This window comes from Permianibacter aggregans (assembly GCF_009756665.1).
Lineage (GTDB): Bacteria > Pseudomonadota > Gammaproteobacteria > Enterobacterales > Permianibacteraceae > Permianibacter > Permianibacter aggregans.
This window is the reverse complement of sequence record NZ_CP037953.1, coordinates 3,053,090-3,074,373: the sequence shown is the minus strand read 5'-3', so window position 1 is coordinate 3,074,373 and position 21,284 is coordinate 3,053,090. Positions and strand designations below refer to the sequence as shown.

Here is a 21,284-nt window from a genome sequence, read left to right as displayed (position 1 = left end):
TTCGGGCAGTCTCGGCACGATGAGTTATAGTTAAGACAAGGCCGCGACAAACAAGGAAGCGGGCCAAAAAGGAAATCATGAAACCCTCATTACAACTGCGTATCAGCCAATCATTAACGATGACGCCGCAACTGCAGCAGGCGATCAAGTTATTGCAGTTGTCCAGCCTGGAATTGCAGACGGAAATCCAGCAGGCGCTGGAATCGAATCCGATGCTGGAAATGACCGAGGAGTTCGAAGAAGAGGCCCGCCCGGATCCACGCGAGCAACGCGCCAACAAGGAAGAGCGCACAGAAGACACAGATGGTCACGGCGACGAGCACGTTGCCGACACCAGTGAATCGCTGGAAACCCATACCTTGAGCGATGACATCCCGGTCGATGCCAAATGGGAAGACTGGGATCTGACGCCGATCAGCGGCAGTGGCAGTGGCAGTGGCGCCGGACGCGAAGATGACGACGGTTTTGAACATCAGGGACAGACCACCGAATCGCTGCAGGATCACCTGCTCTGGCAAGTCAACCTGACGCCGTTTTCTGATACCGATCGGGTCATCGCCATTACCATCATCGATGCCATCGATGAAAACGGTTACCTGAGCTGCACGCTGGAAGACATTGTCGACAGTCTGCGTGACGACGATATCGAAACCGATGAAGTACTGGCGGTGTTGCATCGTTTGCAGCAATTCGATCCGCCCGGCATTTGTGCCCGCGATTTGCGTGAATGCTTGCTGATTCAGTTGAAGCAACTGAAGAACGGTGATGCTGCCGGCCACCATGCTTATATCATCGTCGACCAATACCTCGACTTGCTCGGCAGCCGTGATACCAAGACCCTGATGCGCCGGGCCCGCATCAACGAGGACGAACTGAAAGCGGCGCTGGCCGTCATTCAAGGCCTGAATCCACGACCAGGCAGCACCATCGGCGACAATAATGCCGAGTACATCACGCCCGATGTCATCGTCCGCAAAATCAAGGACCGCTGGCAGGTGGAACTGAATCCGGAAATCGCCCCACGCCTGCGCATCAACACCAGTTATGCCTCGCTGATTCAGCGCACCCGTACCGCCGCTGACAATACCTTCTTGCGCAATCATTTGCAGGAAGCGAAATGGTTTATCAAAAGTCTGCGCAGCCGTAACGAAACCCTGCTACGGGTGGCGACCGCCATTGTTGAACAGCAGGTCGATTTTTTTGAACAGGGCGAAGTCGGTATGAAGCCGATGGTCCTGGCCGATATCGCCAGCATGCTGGAAATGCATGAGTCGACGATTTCGCGCGTCACCACGCAGAAGTACATGCACACCCCGCGCGGCATTTTCGAACTCAAGTACTTCTTCTCCAGCCATGTCGGCACCACATCCGGTGGCGAAGCCTCAAGCACCGCCATCCGGGCACGCATCAAAAAGTTGATCGAATCGGAGGAAAGCGCTAAACCTTTAAGTGATAGTCAATTGGCAAAGATGTTGGCAAAAGAAGGCATTGTCGTCGCCCGCCGCACTGTGGCGAAGTATCGAGAAGCCATGTCGATTCCACCATCGAGTGAGCGTAAAGCTTTGGTTTAGCCGTTGCTGACTTGAATTCACCGAATTCGGCCCCCAATAGATTTCACAGGACCACCGGATTTCTTTGGATACCAGTCCAATAACGGCATGGCAAACAAGAGGAAGCACCCTATGCAAATCAATCTAACCGGCCATCATGTGGAAATTACCGACGCCATTCGCAGCTTCGTCAACGAAAAATTTCAAAAGCTGACCCGCCACTTCGACAACATCACCAATGTCCACGTTGTGCTGACCGTGGAAAAATTGAGGCAGAAAGCGGAAGCCAAGATCAACCTGAGCGGCGGTGAAATTTATGCCGATTGTGAAGACGCCAATATGTATACGGCGATTGACCTGCTGATCGACAAGCTCGATCGGCAAGTGATCAAACACAAGGAAATGATGCGCGGTCACTGATCCGTGCCAAACCGAAAAGGCGCCGATGGCGCCTTTTTTGATCCTCAGCGCCGCAGTAGGTCATTTGTCACTCGTCATTTCCAACTTATTTGCTCTGGCCAGCGCTGCATGGCGTCATAATCTTGTGCTAGGCTCTCGCCTACCTGCCTGTTTTTTTCGAAGTGTTTATGTCTCTAGTGCTGGTCAGCGGACGGTCCGGTTCCGGCAAATCGGTTGCCCTGAATGCCATGGAAGATCACGGTTACTTCTGTGTTGACAACTTGCCCGTCAGCCTGCTACCGGCTTTGCTGGAAAAGGTGCATCACAATCACGCCGATATCGCCGTTGCCATTGATGCCCGCAACGCCGCTGAAGAACTGGCCCAGTTCGACCAGATTTTCGATCAGCTGAAAGCTGAGTTCCGTCAGCCGCATATCGTGTTTATCGATGCCGATGAAAACACGCTGCTGAAACGTTACAGCGAAACCCGTCGCCGCCATCCACTGACCGACGAAGGCATGTCGCTGAATGAAGCCATTGACCGCGAGCGCGAGCGCTTGAGTTCGATTGCGATGCGTGCCGACTTGTTGATCGACACCACCAACATGAGCAGCAACGCGTTACGCGAATTGATTCAGCAACGGGTGTTGTCGCATCGGAAAAACAGTGTCGATATTCTGTTCGAATCGTTTGGCTACAAGAACGGCGTGCCGGTCGATGCCGATTACGTGTTCGACGCCCGCTGCCTGCCCAATCCATACTGGGATCTGCAGTTGCGTCCGTTCTCCGGCAAAGATGAGGCGATTCAAGCGTTCTTCCAAAACCAGGATCGCGCCTCGGAATTTATCTGGCAAGTTCGGGTATTCCTGGAAACCTGGTTGCCGCGTTTCGAACAGGACAATCGCTCTTATTTGACCATTGCCATCGGTTGCACCGGCGGCCAGCATCGTTCGGTTTATGTTGCCGAGCAACTGGCGGCTTACTTCCGGCAAACCCATCCGCAAACGCAGGTGCGCCATCGTGATCTGCGCAGTTGAACACCAACGCCTCGCCCCAGCGTTGCTTTGTCTTCGAGGTTAAGCCATGCATATCGGTGTCTTACTGCTGACCCATGATGATTTCGCCCATCAACTGGTTGATGCCCAGCAATCGCCGGACGTCGATAGCGTGTTGCCATTACGGGCCATGGCCATTCATCAGGAAATGGGCGCCTCGGTACTGAGCCATCACTTAAGTCTGAAAATTCGCGAACTTGATCAAGGCGCCGGCGTACTGGTGCTCTGCGATACCGTTGGCGAAGCCTTGGCAGTCGCGCTGTCAGAGGCCGCACGCGAAACCTTGATCATGGTTGTTGCCGGACTCAATCATGCAATGTTCAACGCCGTGCTGGCAGAACCGAATCACGATCTGGCGGCACAGAGTCAGCGGGTATTGCATGCCGGCAAGAACGCTATTCGCGAATATTCGATGCCGATGCCAGACTGATCAACAAACGTTGCGCAGGGATAAAGGGCAAAGTGTTTTTTGCCGTTTAACTACGGTACCCTATGCACGCTTTGTGTGCGCCGCCAGGCGTAATCCCGCAGCCGCCGTTTCCCTTCTGGAGTTTTCATGGTCGAAGCCGCCGCCCCTGACATCGTTCCGAGCCCACTGACCCGATTACAATCGGCGTTGGCGCGCGGAATGTTTGTCCATGCGCGCCGCTTGTTGACCGAATTACCGGCAGCTGATGTGGCCCACCTGATGTCCTCGGTGCCACCGCGCACCCGTGAACTGGTCTGGAAGCTGATCGATTCCAGTCGCGAAGGCGACATCCTGCAACATCTGGATGACGACATCCGCGCTGTGTTCCTCGGCCGCATGGCGCCGCAGGAACTGGCCGCCGCCACCCGTTCACTCGACACCGACGACGTCGCCGATTTGCTGGCCGATTTGCCGGACGATCTGTACCGCGAAGTGCTGCGCTCGATGGACGAGCAGAACCGGGCGCGGGTACTGAAGGCCCTCGCCTATCCGGAAGACACCGCCGGCGGTTTGATGAACACCGACACGGTCACCGTGCGTCCGGACGTCACCGTCGATGTCGTGTTGCGTTATCTGCGTTTGCGTGGCGAATTGCCGGAAGCCACCGACACCTTGTTCGTTGTCGATCGCGATGATCAATTCGTTGGTACCGTCGCACTGTCGACCTTGGTCACCAGTCAGCCAGAAGAGCTGATTGAAGATTTGATCGAATTTGATGTGCTGCGCATTCCGGTCGACATGAAAGACACCGAAGTCGCGCAGTTGTTCGAACGCCGCGACTTGGTTTCTGCCCCGGTTATTGATGAAGAAGGCGTGTTGATCGGCCGGATCACCATCGATGACGTCGTTGACGTTATCCGCGAAGAAGCCGACAGCTCATTGAAAAGTATGGGCGGTTTGGATGAGCACGAAGAAACCTTTGGCCCGGTCTTGCAATCCGCTCGACGTCGCACGATTTGGCTCGGTATCAACATGGTCACCGCGTTAGTCGCGGCGCTGGTCAATAACGCCTTTGAGGGCACACTGGAGCAACTGGCCACTGTCGCCGTACTGCTGCTCGTCGTGCCGAGCATGGGCGGTGCCGCTGGCAATCAGGCGGTAACGCTGACGATACGCGGTATCGCACTCGGTCATATCGAAAAGAGCAACTACCGCTGGCTGATTGGCAAAGAAATCGCCATCGGCATGATCAATGGTTTGATCATGGCCGCACTACTCTTGGTGGTGATCGGCTTATGGAAATCCTGGCTGCTCGGCGGCGTCATTTCCGGCGCGTTATTGGCGACGATGATCGCCGCCAATTTGGCCGGCGTCGGCATTCCCTTGCTGCTGCGTCATTTCAATCTCGACCCGGCGCTAGCCGGCAATATGCTGCTGACCACCGTTACCGATATTGTTGGCTTGATGACCTTCCTGGGTTTGACGACGCTGATTTTGCTGTAAGCATCCGTTAATTCCGTTTCGGCAATACCTCAAGCAAGCGCAGCGCTTCATGCGTCAACCGTTGCACGGCCAACGAGAAATGCCGAACGAATTGCTGCTCTGAAGAACCTTGCTCATCGAGCAGATTGGTGACGCTTTTCAGCGCCAGCATTGGCTGCGAGGCAAGCTGGCAAACCCAGGCAATCGCCGCCGCCTCCATCTCCTTGGCACCGACATCGAAGCGCGCCATCACGGCCAAATCGCTGTCCTGCTTCAGCAGTGAACTACCGGAAGAAACGGAGGTGATTGGCAAAGACAATGCCTCTGCCAACGTCGAGACATCATAGGTATTGGTATGGCTAATGCTGCTGTCGGCAAAGCCAGGCAACGGCACATGGCGATCGTGAAACAAAAACGTATCCGCTAGATATACCGTGCCGATCTGCGCGCCTTTAGTGGCAAAGCCACCGCAAGTGCCGGCACTGATCAATAAATCCGGTTGCAGATTTTCCAACGCCAGATAAGTCATCAGACTGGCCGCTTCGAGACCGATATTGTCAACATTGAAGCGCTTGTCTTCGCCGGAAATGATCAGATGAATATCGTGCTCGGCAAACGCGCTGTGAAATAAGCGAAACGGCAACCAGTTTGGCCATGCAGCGGTTTTTGGTGTAGCGCTCAGCGCCTGCAGCAAGGGCTCGGCTTCGCTTTGCATCGCCAACAGAAAACAAAGCTTCACAGCGACTCCACGATCATCAGTGCCGGACAATTACGACCGTACTCCAGATAATCCAGACCAAAACCAAACACGAACCGATCGGGAATGTCGACGCCGGTGTACGCCGCGCGCATATCTTTTTCCGCTTTGCGATCATGGCGCTTGTCACAGAACACGACACTGGCGCAGGAACGCGCGCCCTGCGCCTGCACAAAGCGCTCGATGTGCAACAGCGTATGGCCTTCATCGAGAATGTCATCGAGCACCAATACATGCCGATCTTTCAGCGCTAAGCGCGGCGACACCAGCCACTGCAATTCGTCGGCACGGGCCGCGCCGCGATAGCGCGTGACGTGGCAATAGTCGAGCTGCAGCGGAAAGCGCAAGTGGGTCATCAGTTGACCGGCAAACACCAATGCACCGGACATCACCGTCAGCAATACCGGATGCTTGTCCTGATAGTCGCGCTCCAGTTCCAGCGCCAGTCGGCGCACGATGGCGTTGATTTGTTCTGGGCCGAGCAATACTTTTGCTTGCGCCTCGGCCGGCGCAAAATGGTCGTAGGACAACGGAATGAATACGGACATAAAACAGAAAACTCAGTCTTGATGGTGCTGACCGGCAACGGTAAACCCGTCGATCAGCAGTGAACCGGTTCGAATGGAGGATTGCCGTTCGATATCGTTGCCGAGTACGCGAATGTGCTTGAACAATTTCGGCAAGCTGCCGGCGATGGTGATCTCCTCAACGGCGTGTTGAATCTCGCCGTTTTTCACGTAGAAGCCGGAGGCTCCGCGTGAGTAATCGCCATTGACCAGATTGATGCCCTGGCCCATGACTGAAGTGATGACAACGCCCTCACCCATCTCGCTCAGCAATTGCGCAAAGCTCAAGGTTTCCTGTGCGGAGTCGACCTGCAGATTGTGCACGCCGCCGGCGTTGCCGGTGCTTTGCAGTTTCAGCCGCCGGGCCGAATAAGTGCTGAGCACATAGCTCTCCAGTTTGCCGTCAGCGACGATGTCGTGCTCGCGGGTGCGTACGCCTTCGTTGTCGAACGCGGCACTGGCCAAACCTTTTTTCCAGAATGGCCGCTCGCGCAAGGAAAGCCAATTCGGCATCACCTCGGTGCCGAGCTTGTCACACAAGAATGAGGATTTGCGGTAGAGATTGCCGCCGCGCGCCGCCGACAACAAATGACCGATAAAACCGCGCGCCACTTCCGGCACCATCAACACCGGCATCGAGCCCGTTTTCATCGGCCGTGCGCCAAGCCGTTTGGCGGCGCGTTCAGCGGCGGTTTTGCCGACCGATTCCGGCGAGTTGAGTTCGCTCGGATCGCGCGCAACCGTGTACCACCAGTCGCGCTGCATGCCACGCTCATCTTCGGCGATCATCGTCGCGCTGATGCTGTGACGCGAACTGGCAACGCCTTGGCAAAAACCGATCGAATTGCCGTAAACACGCACGCCGCGATGACTGGAAAAATGCACCGCATCGGTTTTCTTGACACTGCTCTCGGCGTGCAAACCGGCTTGTTCGCAGCGCAGCGCGATATCAATCGCCTGATCAGCGGTAATGTTGATCGCGTGATCCAAATCCAGATCGGGAAACTCGGTCGCCAGCATCTCGGCTTCCGGCAAACCGGCGTAGGGATCTTCGGCCGTATGCCGGGCGATTTCGCAAGCCGCTTTAACGGCCGCACGTAAAGCGTCCATGCGGGTGTCGGTGCAGCTGGCGTGGCCTTTGCGCTGGCCAAAATAAACCGAAATACCAAACCCGCCATCGCGGTTGAATTCCAGCGTTTCGACATCGCCTTCACGGACAGCCAGTTGCAGTCCGATATCGCGGCTGACACCGACTTCAGCCGCGCTGGCGCCCAGCCGCTTGGCTTCGACCAGCATCGCTTCAACCATGCTGCGCAAACGGCGGATTTCCTGGTCGGCATCCAGGGCGTCAATGGTCGGGTTATCGATGGCAGGGCTGGCAGACACCGGCTCACTCCTGTTGGCGGTTGGGGAAAATTGGCAGGCGGCAAGGATAGCACGAGCGACTGATTTGACGGCCTCTATGCCTTGTTTCACTATAGGCCAAACTGGGGAGACCGGTTTCGTTATGAAAAGACCAATAATACTGTCGCTGGTGCTCGCCAGCTCCGTGGCAAAAGCCGTTGAGCCACTCGCTGTTGACGATGCGCTGTTCAGCGATATGCCGGTGGTGTTGACGGCTACCCGGCTGAAACAGCCTGCCGATGAAGTGCCGGCCAGTGTCACGGTGCTGGATCGTGAGCTGATTCGTTTGAGTGGTGCCCGTACGCTGCCGGAGTTGTTGCGGCTGGTGCCCGGCATGCATATCGGCTACGAGAACGGCACCAATCCGGTGCTCAGCTATCACGGCCTGGTCGAGGATATTTCCCGACGGATGCAGGTGCTGATCGATGGCCGCGCCATTTTCGAACCGGCACTGGCACGCATCGAATGGCACAACATTCCGCTGGCGCTCGATGATATTCAGCGCATTGAAATCGTGCGCGGACCGAACACGGCGCTGTACGGTGCCAACGCCTTTTTCGGCGTGATCAATATCATCACCGTGCATCCGGTTGATGTCATCGGCAATACCATCAGCACCACCGTTGGTGAGAACGGCATTCGCCATGCGCTGCTGCGTCACGCCGACACCGTCGCCGACGGCAGTTTCCGACTCAGCCTTGGTCATCGTGGCGATGATGGTTTCGATCTCGATCGCGATGGCAACAAACGCTACGACAGTTATCAACGTTCATTCTTCAATGCCGACTGGCAGCGCACCATTTCTGAACGCGAACGCGTCAGTCTGCAAATGGGTTATAGCCGGGGCACAGATCAAATTTCGCTGCTCGATGATTTTGAACCGGCGCCGTATCACGAGGCGAATACCGAATACGGCTTCCTGCAAGGCAACTGGTTTATTGACCACGATGCCCGCCATCAAAGCAAACTGCAGGCCTATATCAATTACCACAACAGCCGCGAAGACTGGCGCACCTGCATTCCACAAATTTTCCTGAGCGATGAGCTGGGGCTTTTGTATCGCACTGACCGCGATTACACCAATGCGCTGATTGACGCCATCGGCGAGGGTTTGCCGCCACCGGTACCGCCAAGCATCGAGGTCGCCGCGTTGCTACCGGCGGTATTTGCCCGTTTTGCCAACAATGGTCTGGTACCGAGCTGCGGCACGGCCAATCAGCACCTGCGCGAAAGCCGCTTCGATATCGAATGGCAGGAAACCTTTGTGTTCAGTGACGCGATGCGCATTGTGGGCGGCATTTCGGCGCGCCGCGATCAAGTGCGTTCGGAAACCTATTTCGGCGGCGAATTGCACAATTCCTTGTACCGCGCGTTTGCCAATCTGGAATGGCGTCTGTCAGAAAACCTGATCAGCAATCTCGGTGGCATGTACGAGTATGACGATTTGGTCGGCGGCGAGTTTTCACCGCGGCTGGCGCTGAACTGGCAACTGGCCGCGCAGCATACGCTGCGCTTCATTGTTGCTCGCGCCGTGCGCACACCGGATTTGTTCGAAGATCAGTCGCACTACCGCTACCGCATTGCCGATTTGGATACACCGGTCAATGGCAGCGATCCGTTTGCCTTCTTCTACATCAGCGCGATGGCACCAGGCAATCTCGGCGTCGAAGAAATCTGGTCGCGGGAAATCGGCTGGAATGGCCGCTTTCTCAATCAACAATTGACGATTGATGTAAAGCTGTTTGATGACGAACTGCGCGATCTGATGATTGGTGGCACCAATCTCTATAATTTCGATATCAGCAATGATGGCGAGCTGCGTCAGCGCGGCGCCGAGTTTCAATTGCAGTGGCGCCTCAGCAAGCGCTGGTTATTGTTCGCCGGTTACAGTCTGCTTGATTTCGACAAAGCGACGATTCCGCGTTACGAGCGATCCAGCGCCGAGCACACCTCGCAGGCGCTGCTGGCCTATCAACACCCGACCGGTTGGGAATGGTCGTTGGCCTGGCATGAAATGGACAATTTCTGGAACCAGGATTTTCGTTTGCTGCGCAGTCGTCTGGCCAAATCGTTCCAGTTGGCATCGTCAACACGGCTGGACCTCAGTCTGACACTGGACTCACGCCAGGACCGCAATTATTACTTTGACGATAATAATCGCCAAAACGATTACAATATTGCCTGGATGCAGGCAACCTTGAGTTTTTAACATGTCCGGACACGATCCCTTTGACGATATCGGCGATTATTTCGACGGTGAGGAAGAAGTCAGCAAATCCGCCGTCAAACGGGAAATGCACGAACGCCAGGCACTCGGCAAGGAGTTGGCAGAGCTATCGGAAAAAGCGCGGGAAAAACTCGACTTGCCGGAGCAATTGATTGCCGCCATTGACGCTTATCAGAAAATCACCAGCAATGTCGCCAAGCGTAGACAACTGCAATTCATTGGCCGTGTCATGCGCGACGTCGACATCGAACCGATTGAGCAGGAACTGAAGCTGTTGCGCCACGGTGCAACCTTGGCGGCACAACAACATCATCAAGTAGAACAATGGCGCGACCGGATTCTGCAAGAGGGCGATACCGCCATCAACGCGTTTCTCGAAGCCTTCCCGCAAGCCGACCGGCAGAAATTGCGGCAACTGGAACGCAGCGCCCGCAAGGAGGCCGAGCTGAACAAGCCGCCGGCCTCCGCACGAGAATTGTTTCGCTACTTGCGAGAACAACTCAGCGCCTGAGCGTGCTGATCTGTGCTTTAGACTTGAGTTCCGCCAACCGTCAGCTGATCGATTTTCAAGGTCGGCTGACCGACACCAACCGGCACGCTTTGTCCGGCCTTGCCGCAAACACCGATACCATCATCCAGCTTCAGATCATTGCCGACCATGCTGATCTTGGTCATCACTTCCGGACCATTACCAATCAGTGTCGCGCCTTTAACCGGTCGGGTAATTTTGCCGTCTTCAATCAAATACGCTTCACTGGCCGAGAACACAAATTTGCCCGACGTGATATCGACCTGGCCGCCGCCGAAATGCGGGGCATATAAGCCTTTTTTCACTGAGCGAATGATTTCTTCCGGATCGTGCGGTCCGGCCAGCATGTAGGTATTGGTCATCCGCGGCATCGGTAAATGCGCGTAACTTTCACGCCGACCATTGCCGGTGGCGTCAACGCCCATCAGCTTGGCATTTTGTTTGTCCTGCATGTAACCACGCAGAATGCCATTCTCAATCAAGGTCGTGCACTGCGTTGGCGTGCCTTCATCATCGATGCTCAAAGAACCACGACGGCCGAACAAGGTGCCGTCATCGACAACGGTGCAAAGTGGTGACGCCACTTGCTGACCGATGCGCCCGGAGAATGCACTCGAACCTTTGCGATTGAAATCGCCTTCGAGGCCATGACCGACGGCTTCATGCAACAGCACACCGGGCCACCCCGGTCCAAGCACTACCGGCATTACACCGGCCGGTGCGTCGATCGCTTCCAGATTGACCAGCGCCTGACGCACTGCTTCGCGCGCACATTGAAGCGGGAAATCCTCGTTGAGCAATTGGCTGAAATCGTAACGACCACCACCGCCGGCATAACCGCTTTGCCGCTCACCACTTTGCTCGACGATGACGGAAATATTGAAGCGCACCAGCGGCCGCACATCGGAAGCCAAGGTGCCGTCGCTATGCGCGACGATAATCGTATCGGACACCGCCGAGAACGAAGCCTGCACTTCGACAACACGCGGGTCCAGTGAGCGGGCGAACGCATCGACCCGACGCAGATAATCGATTTTCTGCGACTCGCTCAGCGAGTTGATCGGATTGATCGCCGGATACAGTGCTTTCGGTTGTCGCTGGGTCAGCATATTGGCGCTATGCGATTGCCCCAATCTGGCAATTGAGCGCGCCGCACCTGCAGCCTGCAACAACGCATTCATTTCCAGATCGGCGGAGTAGGCAAAGCCGGTTTTCTCACCGGCCATGGCGCGCACACCAACGCCGCGGTCAACACTGAAACTGGCGTCTTTGACCTGACCATCTTCAAGCGACCAGGCTTCGTGAACGTTGGCCTGAAAATACAATTCGGCGGCATCGACGGCATGACCGAGCACGCTGTCCATGACGCGTGCCAACGCGCCGGTATCGAGCGCCGATGGCGTCAAAATCTGTTGTTCGGCAATCTGCCATGAGCGGTTCATCATTAACCCCTGTTCCAGTGGCGGTTTAGCCCAGTTGACGGCGATGACTCAGCACCGGAAATCGTTGGCGCAAATCCTGCCATTTATCCCAATCCAGAGTCGCTATCGCCAGCCCTTCCCCGTTCTCGTGTTCAGCCAGCGTTTCACCCCATGGATCATAGATGATCGAATGGCCAAAGGTTTTGCGACCATTATCGTGGGTACCACCTTGATTCGGGGCAATGACGAAACACTGGTTTTCGATGGCCCGGGCGCGCAGCAAGGTATGCCAATGTGCCGCACCGGTTTGTTTGGTGAACGCTGACGGAACGACCAGGATATTGGCGCCAGCAGCGGTCAGCGAACGGTAATGCTCGGGAAAGCGCAAGTCATAACAAATGCTGAAACCGATGCACCACTGCGGATTCAAGCTGTGCGTCACCAGACGATCGCCAGGTTTGATCGACGCCGACTCCAGATAGCTTTCCTGATCAGCGGGTAAATGCACATCGAACAGATGGCGTTTGTCATAAAACGCTGCCGGCAGACCTTGCGGGTCGTACAACACCGCGCGCGCCAGCACATGTCGGTCATCGGCGCGAATCGGTAACGTGCCGGCCACTATCCAGCACTTATGTTTCGCCGCCATTGTTGCCAACAAGCGCTGAATCCGGGCATTCGGATCGTAAGATTCAGCAAGCTCACATTTTTGCTGCTCGTATTTGCCCATCAAATAAAAATTTTCCGGCAATACGATCAATTCGGCACCTGCCGCCGCCGCTTGCTTGATCAGCGCTTCAGCGCGCTCAAGATTGTGTTCCAGCTCGCTGCTGGACACCATTTGCACAGCCGCCACTTTCATTGCTTCGGCTCTCCTTCCGTTTCGGCATCTTGCAACTGAAGCAAATCCTCTTTCGGCAGTTCGATTTCTTTCTGGGTACGTTTTTGCTCGATCACTTGCGGATCTTCCCAGGAACCGGTCACCGTGTATTCCAGACCGGTGACGACATCAACAGCCGGCTCAATAAAAATCTTGTTCATCAACCAGACCAGCACGCCAGTCTGCGGGCTGATCACCCAGCCGGCCAACACCGGCAAACTGCTGGACAGCTCCGGTTGCACTTGCATTGTTTGATTCAGCGTCTTGTTGACAAAATCGGTTTCACCTTGAATCGCGACATCAGCGGAGACGCCATCAATACGCGCATCGGTGGTTTTCGCTTTGCCATCGGCAATCGTGAACGTGCCGCTCATTTGGTCAAAGTGAAAACCCTTTTGAAACAAATCGCTGAAATCCAGCGACAAGCGACGCAACAGCGATTGCAAGGACAACAGACTGAACACCCGGGCACCGGAATCCGAGGCATTGGCGATGACGCCTTCACTGACGTCAACACTCATACTACCGACCATACGCCGGCCACTGATATCGGTCAACTGACCGGGCCAGTGCAGCTCAAACTGCATCGTGGCACCCGATTCGGTAATCGTTCGAGCGAATTTCCAGGTTTCTGCCAAGGCCGCGATATCCGGCGTTTGCATCGTGCCTTTGATCCGGGTTTGGTTTGGTTCCGGCGCCCATTCACCTTCGGCCTTTACCGTCAGGCGTTTTGGCAACTCGATATTGAACTGCAGTTTGTCTGCCTGATCGCGATGACGCAGTGTCGCGCTGACATCACCCAGCAACAGATCATTCCAGCTGCACTGGGCGCAACGAAAATCCATTTCCGGCCAGCGCGGCGGTTGCTCGTTGTTTTCGGTGGTGGCCGCTTCGGTTTCACCATTGCCGGTTTTCAGATTGAAATCGCGCAAATCAATCTGCAACGGTAAATCCTGTTGCCAGCGCAGTTGACCGGTCAACGCTTCGCTATTGACAACCAGTTGATAGCCTTGCTGCTGACCATGGCCACCGAGTTGCACCTGCGGCAACGGGTAACCGAATGCATCGAGTTGTTCGATATCCAGCGCCAGCCTCGGTGTCCAATTGATGGTCGATGGCTGATCGGAGGCATACAGCGATTCACCGACATTCAATTCCCGATGGGCAACGGCCTGTTCGATAATCGGCAGCCACTGCGCCAGCTCCACACGTTCCAAATCACCGCGAATGCTGAAACCCTGATGGTGGCCGGTGAATTGCGCATCGCCAAGCAGCAACTCGGTGCGCCACTCGTCATCGCTTTTTTGTTCGCCTTCGATCCGCAGTAGCTCAGCCATTGAAGCGCTGAAGCTGCGGCTTGATTCTGCCAGCACGACATGGGCTTTGGTTGCTCGCGGTTGTTCCGCGGTCTTGGCAAATGGTGCCGGCAAATCGAGCGTGATACCTTGCAAATCGGATTGCAATTCCAGCACCAGTGGTTGGCTCGCGGCATCCGGCAAACGCAGATTGCCATCGAGCTTCATCCGACCGCTGACCTGGCGTTGCAATGGATAAGGCTGCCAGCGTGCGATATCGGCATGCTCGACTTCCGCCTCAAATTGAATTCGAGCCGCTTGTTGCTCGTGATGGATATTGGCCAGCAAGGCGCCGCCGAGCAACTCAGCAGAAACTTTTCCGCCACTCAATCCGTGTTCGTTGAAATGCACTTCGCCTTCGGTTTCCCGCAGCGGTAAGGCCAACGCATTCAACACGATGCGGTTCTGCTGCAAGCTGACTTTGCCATCGACGCTGGTCTGCTGACCTTTCGCCATCGGAATCGCCAACTGCAAATCAACGCCAACATCGCCTTGCATCGTGAACAATGCCTTCAGCGTTTTGCCAATCGATGCGACATCGGATTGTTCAAGAATGTTGATACCGGCGCCGGCATCACCATGGCCACTGGCCTCGACCTGCAACGGCGTTGACGCGCCAGTCATATGCGGCAACACCACCTTGCCGCTGTCGACTTGCCAACTGGCCAGTTTGGCGCTGGTAATATCGATTTGCATCTGATCGCCAATAAACTGCAAACGCGCTTGCAACTGCTCGACTTCCGGCCAGTCGGGATCAAATTCAAACTTGGCATCGCGTACATCGGCATCAATCTGAAATATGCCTTCGTGCTCGCGATACGGCATGCCGCGTAGCGGGCCTCGAATCACGGCAATGGCTTTTTCAACCTTGGCATCAGCGATGGCTTGGTCGAGATACTCAACCAGATTCGGTCGCATGACCGCAATCGGAAAATAGGTGCTTTTGTTGGCGCCGTTGCCGTGACGCAACTCGGCATACAAGGCCAGTTCCGGTTCTTGCTGATCGAGCAGCAGCACTTGCGCCCGCGCATCGATATCGGCATCGCCATGACGAAATTGCAGATGCGGCACACTGATCAGCCAATCGTCATCCTGCTGCTGCCAACGACCGGCAATATCGAGCGTATCGAACGCCAACGGTCCTCGAAACACGTCATGGAAATCGAGTTGGCCGTTCCGTCCCTTCAGGCGCAACGCGCCTTCATTGTCAGACAATAACAGGCGGCCGGAAACGCCGCTGATCACCGGTAGCGTTTCGCTTTGGTATTGCAACTCGGCGAACTCGGCCGCCATCGCCCAATCAAGTAACTGCTCATCCTGACTGAGTAAATCAAGCTGCACGATCGGCACATGCGTAGCCAGCGCCAGCGCGTTCAACTGCTCGCGCCATTCACCGGTCAGCTTGCTGGAGAACTGCACTTCGGCCAGCAAGCGCGCCAGATCGATTTCACCGAAATCCAACTGCCAATGCAATTGACCTTCGTCACGTCGATGGATTTCACCCTGCAACCACAACGGCGGCCAATCCTGATCGCCACTGATCAGTTTCAAATCCTGGCTGCGTAGCCGCCATAAATCGTCATCGACCCGCTGAACATTGATGGCGCCGGAGAATTCCTGAATCTGTTTGTGCGCGCCCTGCTCATTGCGCAGTTGCAGCGCACTGATGTTCAGATCCGCCTGGGCATCTTTCCAACTGCCATCGCGCCAGTTCGACCACAGCCTCAGTTGCAATTTGCCCTGCTCAATATCGACACCGATCATCGACGCTGGAATCGGTAGTCGCTCCAGTTGCAGCTGATCGCTTTCCAGATACAGGGACATCGTGTCGTTGTCGCCGAGCGGAAAATCGCTCAACTCCAGAACCAGCTTGCCGCTGCCGCCTTCGTGCAACTGCAAATCACCAAGCAATTGATGAAAGCCGGGACGATTGCGCACGGCCAGCGTTGGCAGGCGCAAATCAAAGACATTGCCGTCAGCGCGCTGATAGCGAATCAGGGCGTTGCTGATCGCCACCTGCTGGTGCCTGAGCAGCGAACGAATGATGTACAGCGCAGAAACCGGATCATCGCCGGTTTGCATCGCAATGCCCGGAAGAATCAGCTGGCCCTGTTGATCAAGTGCAACCGCGACATCGAGTTTATCCAGCTCGAAGCCGCGCAATACCGGATCGCCGGCGAGAATCGAACGAGGAATATCGAGACTGATATGCAGCCGGCCAATCTGCAGCAGCAACTCATTGCTGACCGGCGAACGAAAATCGATACCTTCGACCGTGACTTCCGGGCCAAAGCCGCGCCAGGCGCCTTTCACTTCGCTAATGCTGACTTCGGCACCGGTTTTCTTTTCCAGATAACGTTCGAAGCGCGGCGCCATCGTGTCCAGTGTCGGCATCAGCAAACGGCCGAGACTGACCAGTACCGCGATGCCGATGATCAGCGCCGCCAGCGTATACCAGAACCATTTCAGACCGGCGCGAATCATCTGGATTCACACATCGTGCGCGCCGATATCGGTCCACCTGCGCCCATCAAATCAACACCACATCAAACTGCTCTTGGGCATACAGCGGTTCGGCCTGCAGCTTGATCGGTCGGCCGATAAATAATTCCAGTTCGGCGATGCTGTTGGCTTCGCCATCCTGCAACGCGTTGATCACCGCCGTTGACGCCAGCACCATGATGCCCTGGGCGTCATAGGCACGAGCGGCGCGAATGATTTCCCGGAAAATCTCGAAGCACACGGTCAGCGCAGTTTTGACGTTGGCGCGGCCATGACAATGCGGGCAAGGCTCGCACAACACATGCTCCAGACTTTCACGGGTGCGCTTGCGGGTCATCTGCACCAAACCGAGCGCCGAGACTTCCGAAATCGAGGTTTTCGCGTGGTCGCGCTCCAACGCTTTTTCCAGTGCCCGCAATACCTGGCGTTTGTGTTCCTCATCATTCATATCGATAAAGTCGATGATGATGATGCCGCCCAGATTGCGCAAGCGCAGTTGCCGGGCCAGCGCACTGGCCGCTTCCAGGTTGGTGCGAAAAATCGTTTCTTCGAGATTCTTGTGGCCGACAAAAGCACCGGTATTGACGTCGATCGTGGTCATCGCCTCGGTTTGATCGATGATCAGATAACCGCCGGATTTCAGTAGCACTTTCTTTTCCAGCGCGCGCTGAATTTCATCTTCGACACCGTACATGTCGAACAGCGGATGTTCGCCGGCATAAAGCTCAATGCGCTCACTCAAACCAGGCATGAACGCGGCGGCAAATTCGCGCATCGCCTGACAAGCCTCGCGGGAGTCAACCCGCACCCGCTCAACATTTTGCGCCCACAAATCGCGCAGGGTGCGCACCGGCAAACTCAAATCCTGATAGACCACGGTTTCCGGGCCGGCGGCATTCATCTGGCGCTGAATCTGTTGCCACAGCCGCAGCAGGTAATCGACATCGTGACAGAGCGCCTCTTCGCTGGCGCCTTCACCGGCGGTACGCACGATAAAGCCGAGCTGGTGTTGTTCGGCCAGCGGCGCCAACACCGCTTTCAAGCGTTCGCGTTCGCCTTCATCTTCAATGCGCTGGCTGACACCGACATGCTGGGTATAAGGCAACAACACCAGATAACGCGAAGGCAATGCCAGTTCGGTCGTCAGTCTTGCGCCTTTACTACCGATTGGGTCTTTCAGCACCTGCACAATGACGCTCTGGCCTTCATGCAAACGGGTGCGGATATCCGGTGTCGGTTCAATGGGTTTTTGTTCGCCGGTTTCTTCGCTGAGCAGTTTCGGCGTTTGCATATCGGAAACGTGCAGAAATGCGGCGCGCTCCAAACCGATGTCGACAAACGCTGCCTGCATACCGGGCAGCACCCGCCTCACCTTGCCACGATAGATATTGCCAACCAGACCGCGGGCGCAGGCCCTTTCGATATGGATCTGCTGCAACACGCCGCTTTCGACTACCGCTACGCGGGTCTCCTGCGGAGTGACATTGATCAGCAACTCCTGATTGATGGTCGGCAAAATCACGCTCACGTCGCGTCCCACTCCTGTAACAACTGATCAACCACATGCAGCGGCAAACCCATGACACCACTATAGCTGCCGTCAATGCGGTCGATGTAGCGCGCCGCTGTGCCCTGAATGCCATAACCGCCGGCCTTGTCGTAACCTTCGTCACGCTGCCAGTAGGCATGAATTTCCTCATCGCTCAGATGACGGAAATGCACCTCGGAGACACTCAAGGCCGAACGCTTCTTCAGACCGACGCACAAACAAACGGCGGTAAGCACCTGATGACTGCGACCACTCAACTGCCGCCACATGGTGATGCCTTCATCGCGATTGGCCGGCTTGCCGAGAATGATTGAGCCGAGCACGACCGAGGTATCGGCAGCCAGCACCGGCCAGGGTTCAGTGCGCCGGGTATCGTTCCAGGCCGCGCTCGCCTTTTCTTCGGCCAGCCGGCACACATAATGTTCCGGTGATTCGTTCAGTTGTGGGGTTTCGTCGATATCGACCGGCAACACTTGATAGTCAATGCCGATTTGTTCGAGCAGTTGCGCCCGACGCGGTGAAGCGGAAGCAAGGTAAATGGCTGTCATTGGCTCAACTGATATGCAGCCGGCGCCGATAGGCGCGCAGTAACGGAAACACGAAAAACCAGGCAGCGCCGGAACTTAAGGCCGGCAGCCAGTAGGAACTGCGGATCGCCACCGGATGCACGGCGTTTTCGATCCAGATTTGCCCGAGTAACGCGAGACCGGTCATCAGCAGCACATAAAACGCCTGCATCGGCCGAGTAAACATCCGAATGCGGCTGTAATAGCGGGCCGAGAAATAGGCAATCAGCGACATCAGCAAGGCATTCATGCCGAGCATCTTGCCAGTCATGACATCAAGCGCGAGGCCGACCAGAAACGCCGTGACAATACCGTAGCGATGCGGCAGCGCGATCACCCAGTAAATCAACACCAGCAGCACAAACACCGGCCGCAACAAGTTCAACGTTGCCGGCAGCGGCAGCATCGAAACGATAAACGCCAGCAAAAAACTGATCACCACCCAGACGGTGCCGTGACGGGCCTGGCTCATGGTTTCGCCTCCGTTTGCTCAGCGCTGTCCTTGCCGTATTCACCCGGCTGCCAAGGCTCGGCCGGCCACAGCAGCATCACCTCGCCGCTGTGTTCCATGCGGGCTGCAGTCAACACCGTGATGTCGGCATACGATTCGCCAGTGTTGCGCCGAATCGTGTCGATTTGGCCGACCGGGTAGCCGTCAGGAAAACGCTGACCGAGTCCGGAACTGACCAGCAAATCCCCTTCGCGGACATCGGCGTTGTCCGGCACATAGCGCAGCTTCAACCGGTTCAGCGCGCCGGCGCCTTCGACGATGGCATTGAAGCCGGTGCGTTCGATGCGCACCGGAATCGCGTGACGGGCATCGGTCAGCAGCAGCACGCGCGAGGTGTATTGCGAGACATCGACAACCTGACCGAGCACACCGTAAGCATCGAGCACAGCCTGGCCGATGAACGCGCCATCTTCAGTGCCGCGGTTGATCATCACCTGCTGGGCGGCCGAGGCAAAATCGACATTGATGATTTCGGCGACCAAACGTTTGCCACGGGTTTTGCGGGCAGCACCGAGCAGGTTGCGCAGACGGGCGTTTTCCGCCTCCAGCGCCACCAGTTTTTGCACTTGGGTTTGTTGCAGGAATAATTCGTCTTTCAGCGATTTGTTTTCGCGCATCAGCGTTTCGCGCTCGGTGATGACATCGGAAAACCAATTGAAAAACGCGTTCGGCGCTTGCGCCAGATAAACCACTGGCGACAGCGCGGTGCCGATGGCCTGACGAACGAAAGAAACGTGCTGCCCCTTGTGGTCGGCAATCATCAGCGCAGTGGCCAGCACCGCTGCAATCAGCAGCCGGATGCCTTGTGCCGGGCCAGTGGAAAACAGCGCTTTAATGGCTACACCTCAAGCGAAGCTATCGCAAATGAAAAACCGGCGCGTTCATCACGCGCCGGTCTGAAAACAAACTCAATCGACCGAGAACAAATCGCCGCCGTGCGCGTCGATCATCTCCAGCGCTTTGCCGCCGCCACGGGCGACACAGGTCAGCGGATCTTCGGCGACGATCACCGGCAGACCTGTTTCTTCCGAGAACAAACGGTCGATGTCACGCAGCAGCGCACCGCCGCCGGTCATCACCATGCCGCGCTCGGAAATATCGGCAGCCAATTCCGGCGGGCACTGCTCGAGCACGCCCTTGACCGCACGAACCATTGCCGACAGCGGCTCTTGCAGCGCTTCCAGCACTTCGTTGCTGTTGATCGTGAACGAGCGTGGAATACCTTCGGCCAGGTTGCGACCGCGAACATCGATCTCGCGCACTTCCTTGCCCGGAAACGCTGAACCGATTTCAATCTTGATCCGCTCGGCGGTGGCATCACCGATGATGGTGCCGTAGTTGCGACGCACATAATCGATGATGGCTTCATCGAAACGGTCGCCACCAACCCGAATCGAGTCGGAGTAAACGACACCATTGAGCGACAGAATGGCGATTTCGGTAGTGCCGCCGCCGATATCGACGACCATTGAGCCGCGCGCTTCGGAAACCGGCATGCCGGCGCCAACGGCGGCGGCCATCGGTTCTTCAATCAGGAATACTTCACGGGCACCGGCGCCATAGGCCGATTCCTTGATGGCGCGTTTTTCCACCTGGGTCGAGCCACAGGGCACGCAAATCAGCACACGCGGACTCGGGCTGAAGAAGTTGCTGTCATGCACTTTCTTGATGAAGTGCTGCAGCATTTTCTCGGTTAACTGGAAGTCGGCGATGACACCGTCTTTCATCGGCCGCTGGGCCAGGATATTGCCCGGCGTACGACCGAGCATGCGTTTGGCCTCCAACCCTACCGCCGCGATGGTTTTCTGACCACCGACCCGCTCCTGGCGAATCGCGACGACCGAGGGTTCATTGAGAACGATGCCCTTGCCCGGGACATAAATCAAAGTGTTGGCGGTGCCGAGGTCGATTGATAAATCCGTGGAAAAAAGCCCGCGCAGTTTTTTGAACATAGGGTTGAGAATCCAGATGAAGTCAGCACCGCAGCAGCGTCACGGCTGCCGGAAAAACTGAGGCACACGCAAGAACTGCGCCCCAGCCGGAAAATGGCGGATACTGTAACAACCGCCTTAACGAGCGAGCAAGTCTAAACCACTGATAAATAGCGAAAACGCGCCGTTTG

18 protein-coding genes are annotated in these 21,284 nt (G+C 56.2%); 7 read left to right on the top strand and 11 right to left on the bottom strand.

Going from position 1 to position 21,284, the window contains the following annotated elements:
- Nucleotides 1-77: 77 nt before the first annotated feature.
- The 5 genes from E2H98_RS13805 to mgtE all read left to right on the top strand — a co-directional run bounded on the left by E2H98_RS13805 (nucleotide 78) and on the right by mgtE (nucleotide 4,916).
- Entirely contained in the window at nucleotides 78-1,571 is a 1,494-nt protein-coding gene (locus E2H98_RS13805; RefSeq protein ID WP_133591798.1) for an RNA polymerase factor sigma-54, read from the top strand.
- 111 nt (nucleotides 1,572-1,682) lie between these two features.
- Nucleotides 1,683-1,970 carry a ribosome hibernation-promoting factor, HPF/YfiA family gene (hpf, locus tag E2H98_RS13800; RefSeq protein WP_133591796.1) on the top strand — a complete coding sequence of 96 codons (288 nt, stop codon included), beginning with the start codon at nucleotides 1,683-1,685 and terminating at the stop codon, nucleotides 1,968-1,970.
- Between the two features lie 167 nt (nucleotides 1,971-2,137).
- Entirely contained in the window at nucleotides 2,138-2,986 is an 849-nt protein-coding gene (gene rapZ, locus E2H98_RS13795; protein WP_133591794.1) for an RNase adapter RapZ, read from the top strand.
- Between the two features lie 46 nt (nucleotides 2,987-3,032).
- Nucleotides 3,033-3,434: a PTS sugar transporter subunit IIA domain-containing protein gene (locus E2H98_RS13790; RefSeq protein ID WP_133591792.1), complete on the top strand. Its 402-nt coding sequence runs from the start codon at nucleotides 3,033-3,035 to the stop codon at nucleotides 3,432-3,434.
- A gap of 126 nt (nucleotides 3,435-3,560) precedes the next feature.
- The gene (gene mgtE, locus E2H98_RS13785; protein WP_133591790.1) at nucleotides 3,561-4,916 is read left to right on the top strand and encodes a magnesium transporter; all 1,356 of its coding nucleotides are present in this window, start codon (nucleotides 3,561-3,563) and stop codon (nucleotides 4,914-4,916) included.
- 7 nt (nucleotides 4,917-4,923) lie between these two features.
- Here the strand turns inward: mgtE and E2H98_RS13780 are convergent, their stop codons facing one another.
- From E2H98_RS13780 to pmbA, 3 genes are read right to left on the bottom strand one after another with little or no spacing between them, the layout of a single operon-like run.
- Nucleotides 4,924-5,634: a phosphorylase family protein gene (locus tag E2H98_RS13780; RefSeq protein ID WP_133591787.1), complete on the bottom strand. Its 711-nt coding sequence runs from the start codon at nucleotides 5,632-5,634 to the stop codon at nucleotides 4,924-4,926.
- The gene (locus tag E2H98_RS13775; protein WP_133591785.1) at nucleotides 5,631-6,200 is read right to left on the bottom strand and encodes a hypoxanthine-guanine phosphoribosyltransferase; all 570 of its coding nucleotides are present in this window, start codon (nucleotides 6,198-6,200) and stop codon (nucleotides 5,631-5,633) included. Before E2H98_RS13775 ends, E2H98_RS13780 begins: the two co-directional genes overlap by 4 nt.
- A gap of 12 nt (nucleotides 6,201-6,212) precedes the next feature.
- The gene (pmbA, locus tag E2H98_RS13770; RefSeq protein WP_133591860.1) at nucleotides 6,213-7,526 is read right to left on the bottom strand and encodes a metalloprotease PmbA; all 1,314 of its coding nucleotides are present in this window, start codon (nucleotides 7,524-7,526) and stop codon (nucleotides 6,213-6,215) included.
- 199 nt (nucleotides 7,527-7,725) lie between these two features.
- Here pmbA and E2H98_RS13765 point away from each other — a divergent pair, with 199 nt between their 5' ends.
- Nucleotides 7,726-9,831, top strand: coding sequence for a TonB-dependent receptor plug domain-containing protein (locus tag E2H98_RS13765; protein ID WP_162848195.1), 2,106 nt, complete (start codon nucleotides 7,726-7,728; stop codon nucleotides 9,829-9,831).
- 1 nt (nucleotide 9,832) lies between these two features.
- Complete coding sequence (yjgA, locus tag E2H98_RS13760) at nucleotides 9,833-10,360, top strand: ribosome biogenesis factor YjgA (protein WP_133591781.1); 528 nt, start codon at nucleotides 9,833-9,835, stop codon at nucleotides 10,358-10,360.
- A gap of 17 nt (nucleotides 10,361-10,377) precedes the next feature.
- Here the strand turns inward: yjgA and tldD are convergent, their stop codons facing one another.
- From tldD to E2H98_RS13720, 8 genes are all read right to left on the bottom strand, one after another.
- Nucleotides 10,378-11,820, bottom strand: a complete 1,443-nt coding sequence (gene tldD / locus E2H98_RS13755) for a metalloprotease TldD (protein ID WP_133591858.1) — start codon at nucleotides 11,818-11,820, stop codon at nucleotides 10,378-10,380.
- A gap of 25 nt (nucleotides 11,821-11,845) precedes the next feature.
- The gene (locus E2H98_RS13750) at nucleotides 11,846-12,661 is read right to left on the bottom strand and encodes a carbon-nitrogen hydrolase family protein (RefSeq protein WP_133591779.1); all 816 of its coding nucleotides are present in this window, start codon (nucleotides 12,659-12,661) and stop codon (nucleotides 11,846-11,848) included.
- Nucleotides 12,658-16,518, bottom strand: a complete 3,861-nt coding sequence (locus E2H98_RS13745; protein ID WP_133591777.1) for a YhdP family protein — start codon at nucleotides 16,516-16,518, stop codon at nucleotides 12,658-12,660. The genes E2H98_RS13750 and E2H98_RS13745 overlap by 4 nt, the downstream gene beginning before the upstream one ends.
- 46 nt (nucleotides 16,519-16,564) lie before the next feature.
- Nucleotides 16,565-18,043, bottom strand: coding sequence for a ribonuclease G (rng, locus tag E2H98_RS13740; protein WP_133591856.1), 1,479 nt, complete (start codon nucleotides 18,041-18,043; stop codon nucleotides 16,565-16,567).
- Nucleotides 18,044-18,060: 17 nt separating this feature from the next.
- Complete coding sequence (locus E2H98_RS13735; RefSeq protein WP_133591774.1) at nucleotides 18,061-18,633, bottom strand: Maf family protein; 573 nt, start codon at nucleotides 18,631-18,633, stop codon at nucleotides 18,061-18,063.
- A gap of 4 nt (nucleotides 18,634-18,637) precedes the next feature.
- Nucleotides 18,638-19,123: a rod shape-determining protein MreD gene (mreD, locus tag E2H98_RS13730; protein WP_133591772.1), complete on the bottom strand. Its 486-nt coding sequence runs from the start codon at nucleotides 19,121-19,123 to the stop codon at nucleotides 18,638-18,640.
- The gene (mreC, locus tag E2H98_RS13725; RefSeq protein WP_269769313.1) at nucleotides 19,120-19,989 is read right to left on the bottom strand and encodes a rod shape-determining protein MreC; all 870 of its coding nucleotides are present in this window, start codon (nucleotides 19,987-19,989) and stop codon (nucleotides 19,120-19,122) included. Before mreC ends, mreD begins: the two co-directional genes overlap by 4 nt.
- Nucleotides 19,990-20,070: 81 nt before the next feature.
- Nucleotides 20,071-21,114 (bottom strand): rod shape-determining protein, encoded by a 1,044-nt coding sequence (locus E2H98_RS13720; RefSeq protein WP_133591768.1) that lies wholly within the window; start codon nucleotides 21,112-21,114, stop codon nucleotides 20,071-20,073.
- Between the last annotated feature and the right edge of the window lie 170 nt (nucleotides 21,115-21,284).

Bases quoted from the DNA above. Each gene is read 5' to 3' on its own strand.
- E2H98_RS13805 (WP_133591798.1), top strand. From the start codon at position 78: ATGAAACCCTCATTACAACTGCGTATCAGCCAATCATTAACGATGACG.
- hpf (WP_133591796.1), top strand. From the start codon at position 1,683: ATGCAAATCAATCTAACCGGCCATCATGTGGAAATTACCGACGCCATT.
- rapZ (WP_133591794.1), top strand. From the start codon at position 2,138: ATGTCTCTAGTGCTGGTCAGCGGACGGTCCGGTTCCGGCAAATCGGTT.
- E2H98_RS13790 (WP_133591792.1), top strand. From the start codon at position 3,033: ATGCATATCGGTGTCTTACTGCTGACCCATGATGATTTCGCCCATCAA.
- mgtE (WP_133591790.1), top strand. From the start codon at position 3,561: ATGGTCGAAGCCGCCGCCCCTGACATCGTTCCGAGCCCACTGACCCGA.
- E2H98_RS13775 (WP_133591785.1), bottom strand. From the start codon at position 6,200: ATGTCCGTATTCATTCCGTTGTCCTACGACCATTTTGCGCCGGCCGAG.
- pmbA (WP_133591860.1), bottom strand. From the start codon at position 7,526: ATGGTTGAAGCGATGCTGGTCGAAGCCAAGCGGCTGGGCGCCAGCGCG.
- E2H98_RS13765 (WP_162848195.1), top strand. From the start codon at position 7,726: ATGAAAAGACCAATAATACTGTCGCTGGTGCTCGCCAGCTCCGTGGCA.
- yjgA (WP_133591781.1), top strand. From the start codon at position 9,833: ATGTCCGGACACGATCCCTTTGACGATATCGGCGATTATTTCGACGGT.
- tldD (WP_133591858.1), bottom strand. From the start codon at position 11,820: ATGAACCGCTCATGGCAGATTGCCGAACAACAGATTTTGACGCCATCG.
- E2H98_RS13750 (WP_133591779.1), bottom strand. From the start codon at position 12,661: ATGAAAGTGGCGGCTGTGCAAATGGTGTCCAGCAGCGAGCTGGAACAC.
- E2H98_RS13745 (WP_133591777.1), bottom strand. From the start codon at position 16,518: ATGATTCGCGCCGGTCTGAAATGGTTCTGGTATACGCTGGCGGCGCTG.
- E2H98_RS13735 (WP_133591774.1), bottom strand. From the start codon at position 18,633: ATGACAGCCATTTACCTTGCTTCCGCTTCACCGCGTCGGGCGCAACTG.
- mreD (WP_133591772.1), bottom strand. From the start codon at position 19,123: ATGAGCCAGGCCCGTCACGGCACCGTCTGGGTGGTGATCAGTTTTTTG.
- E2H98_RS13720 (WP_133591768.1), bottom strand. From the start codon at position 21,114: ATGTTCAAAAAACTGCGCGGGCTTTTTTCCACGGATTTATCAATCGAC.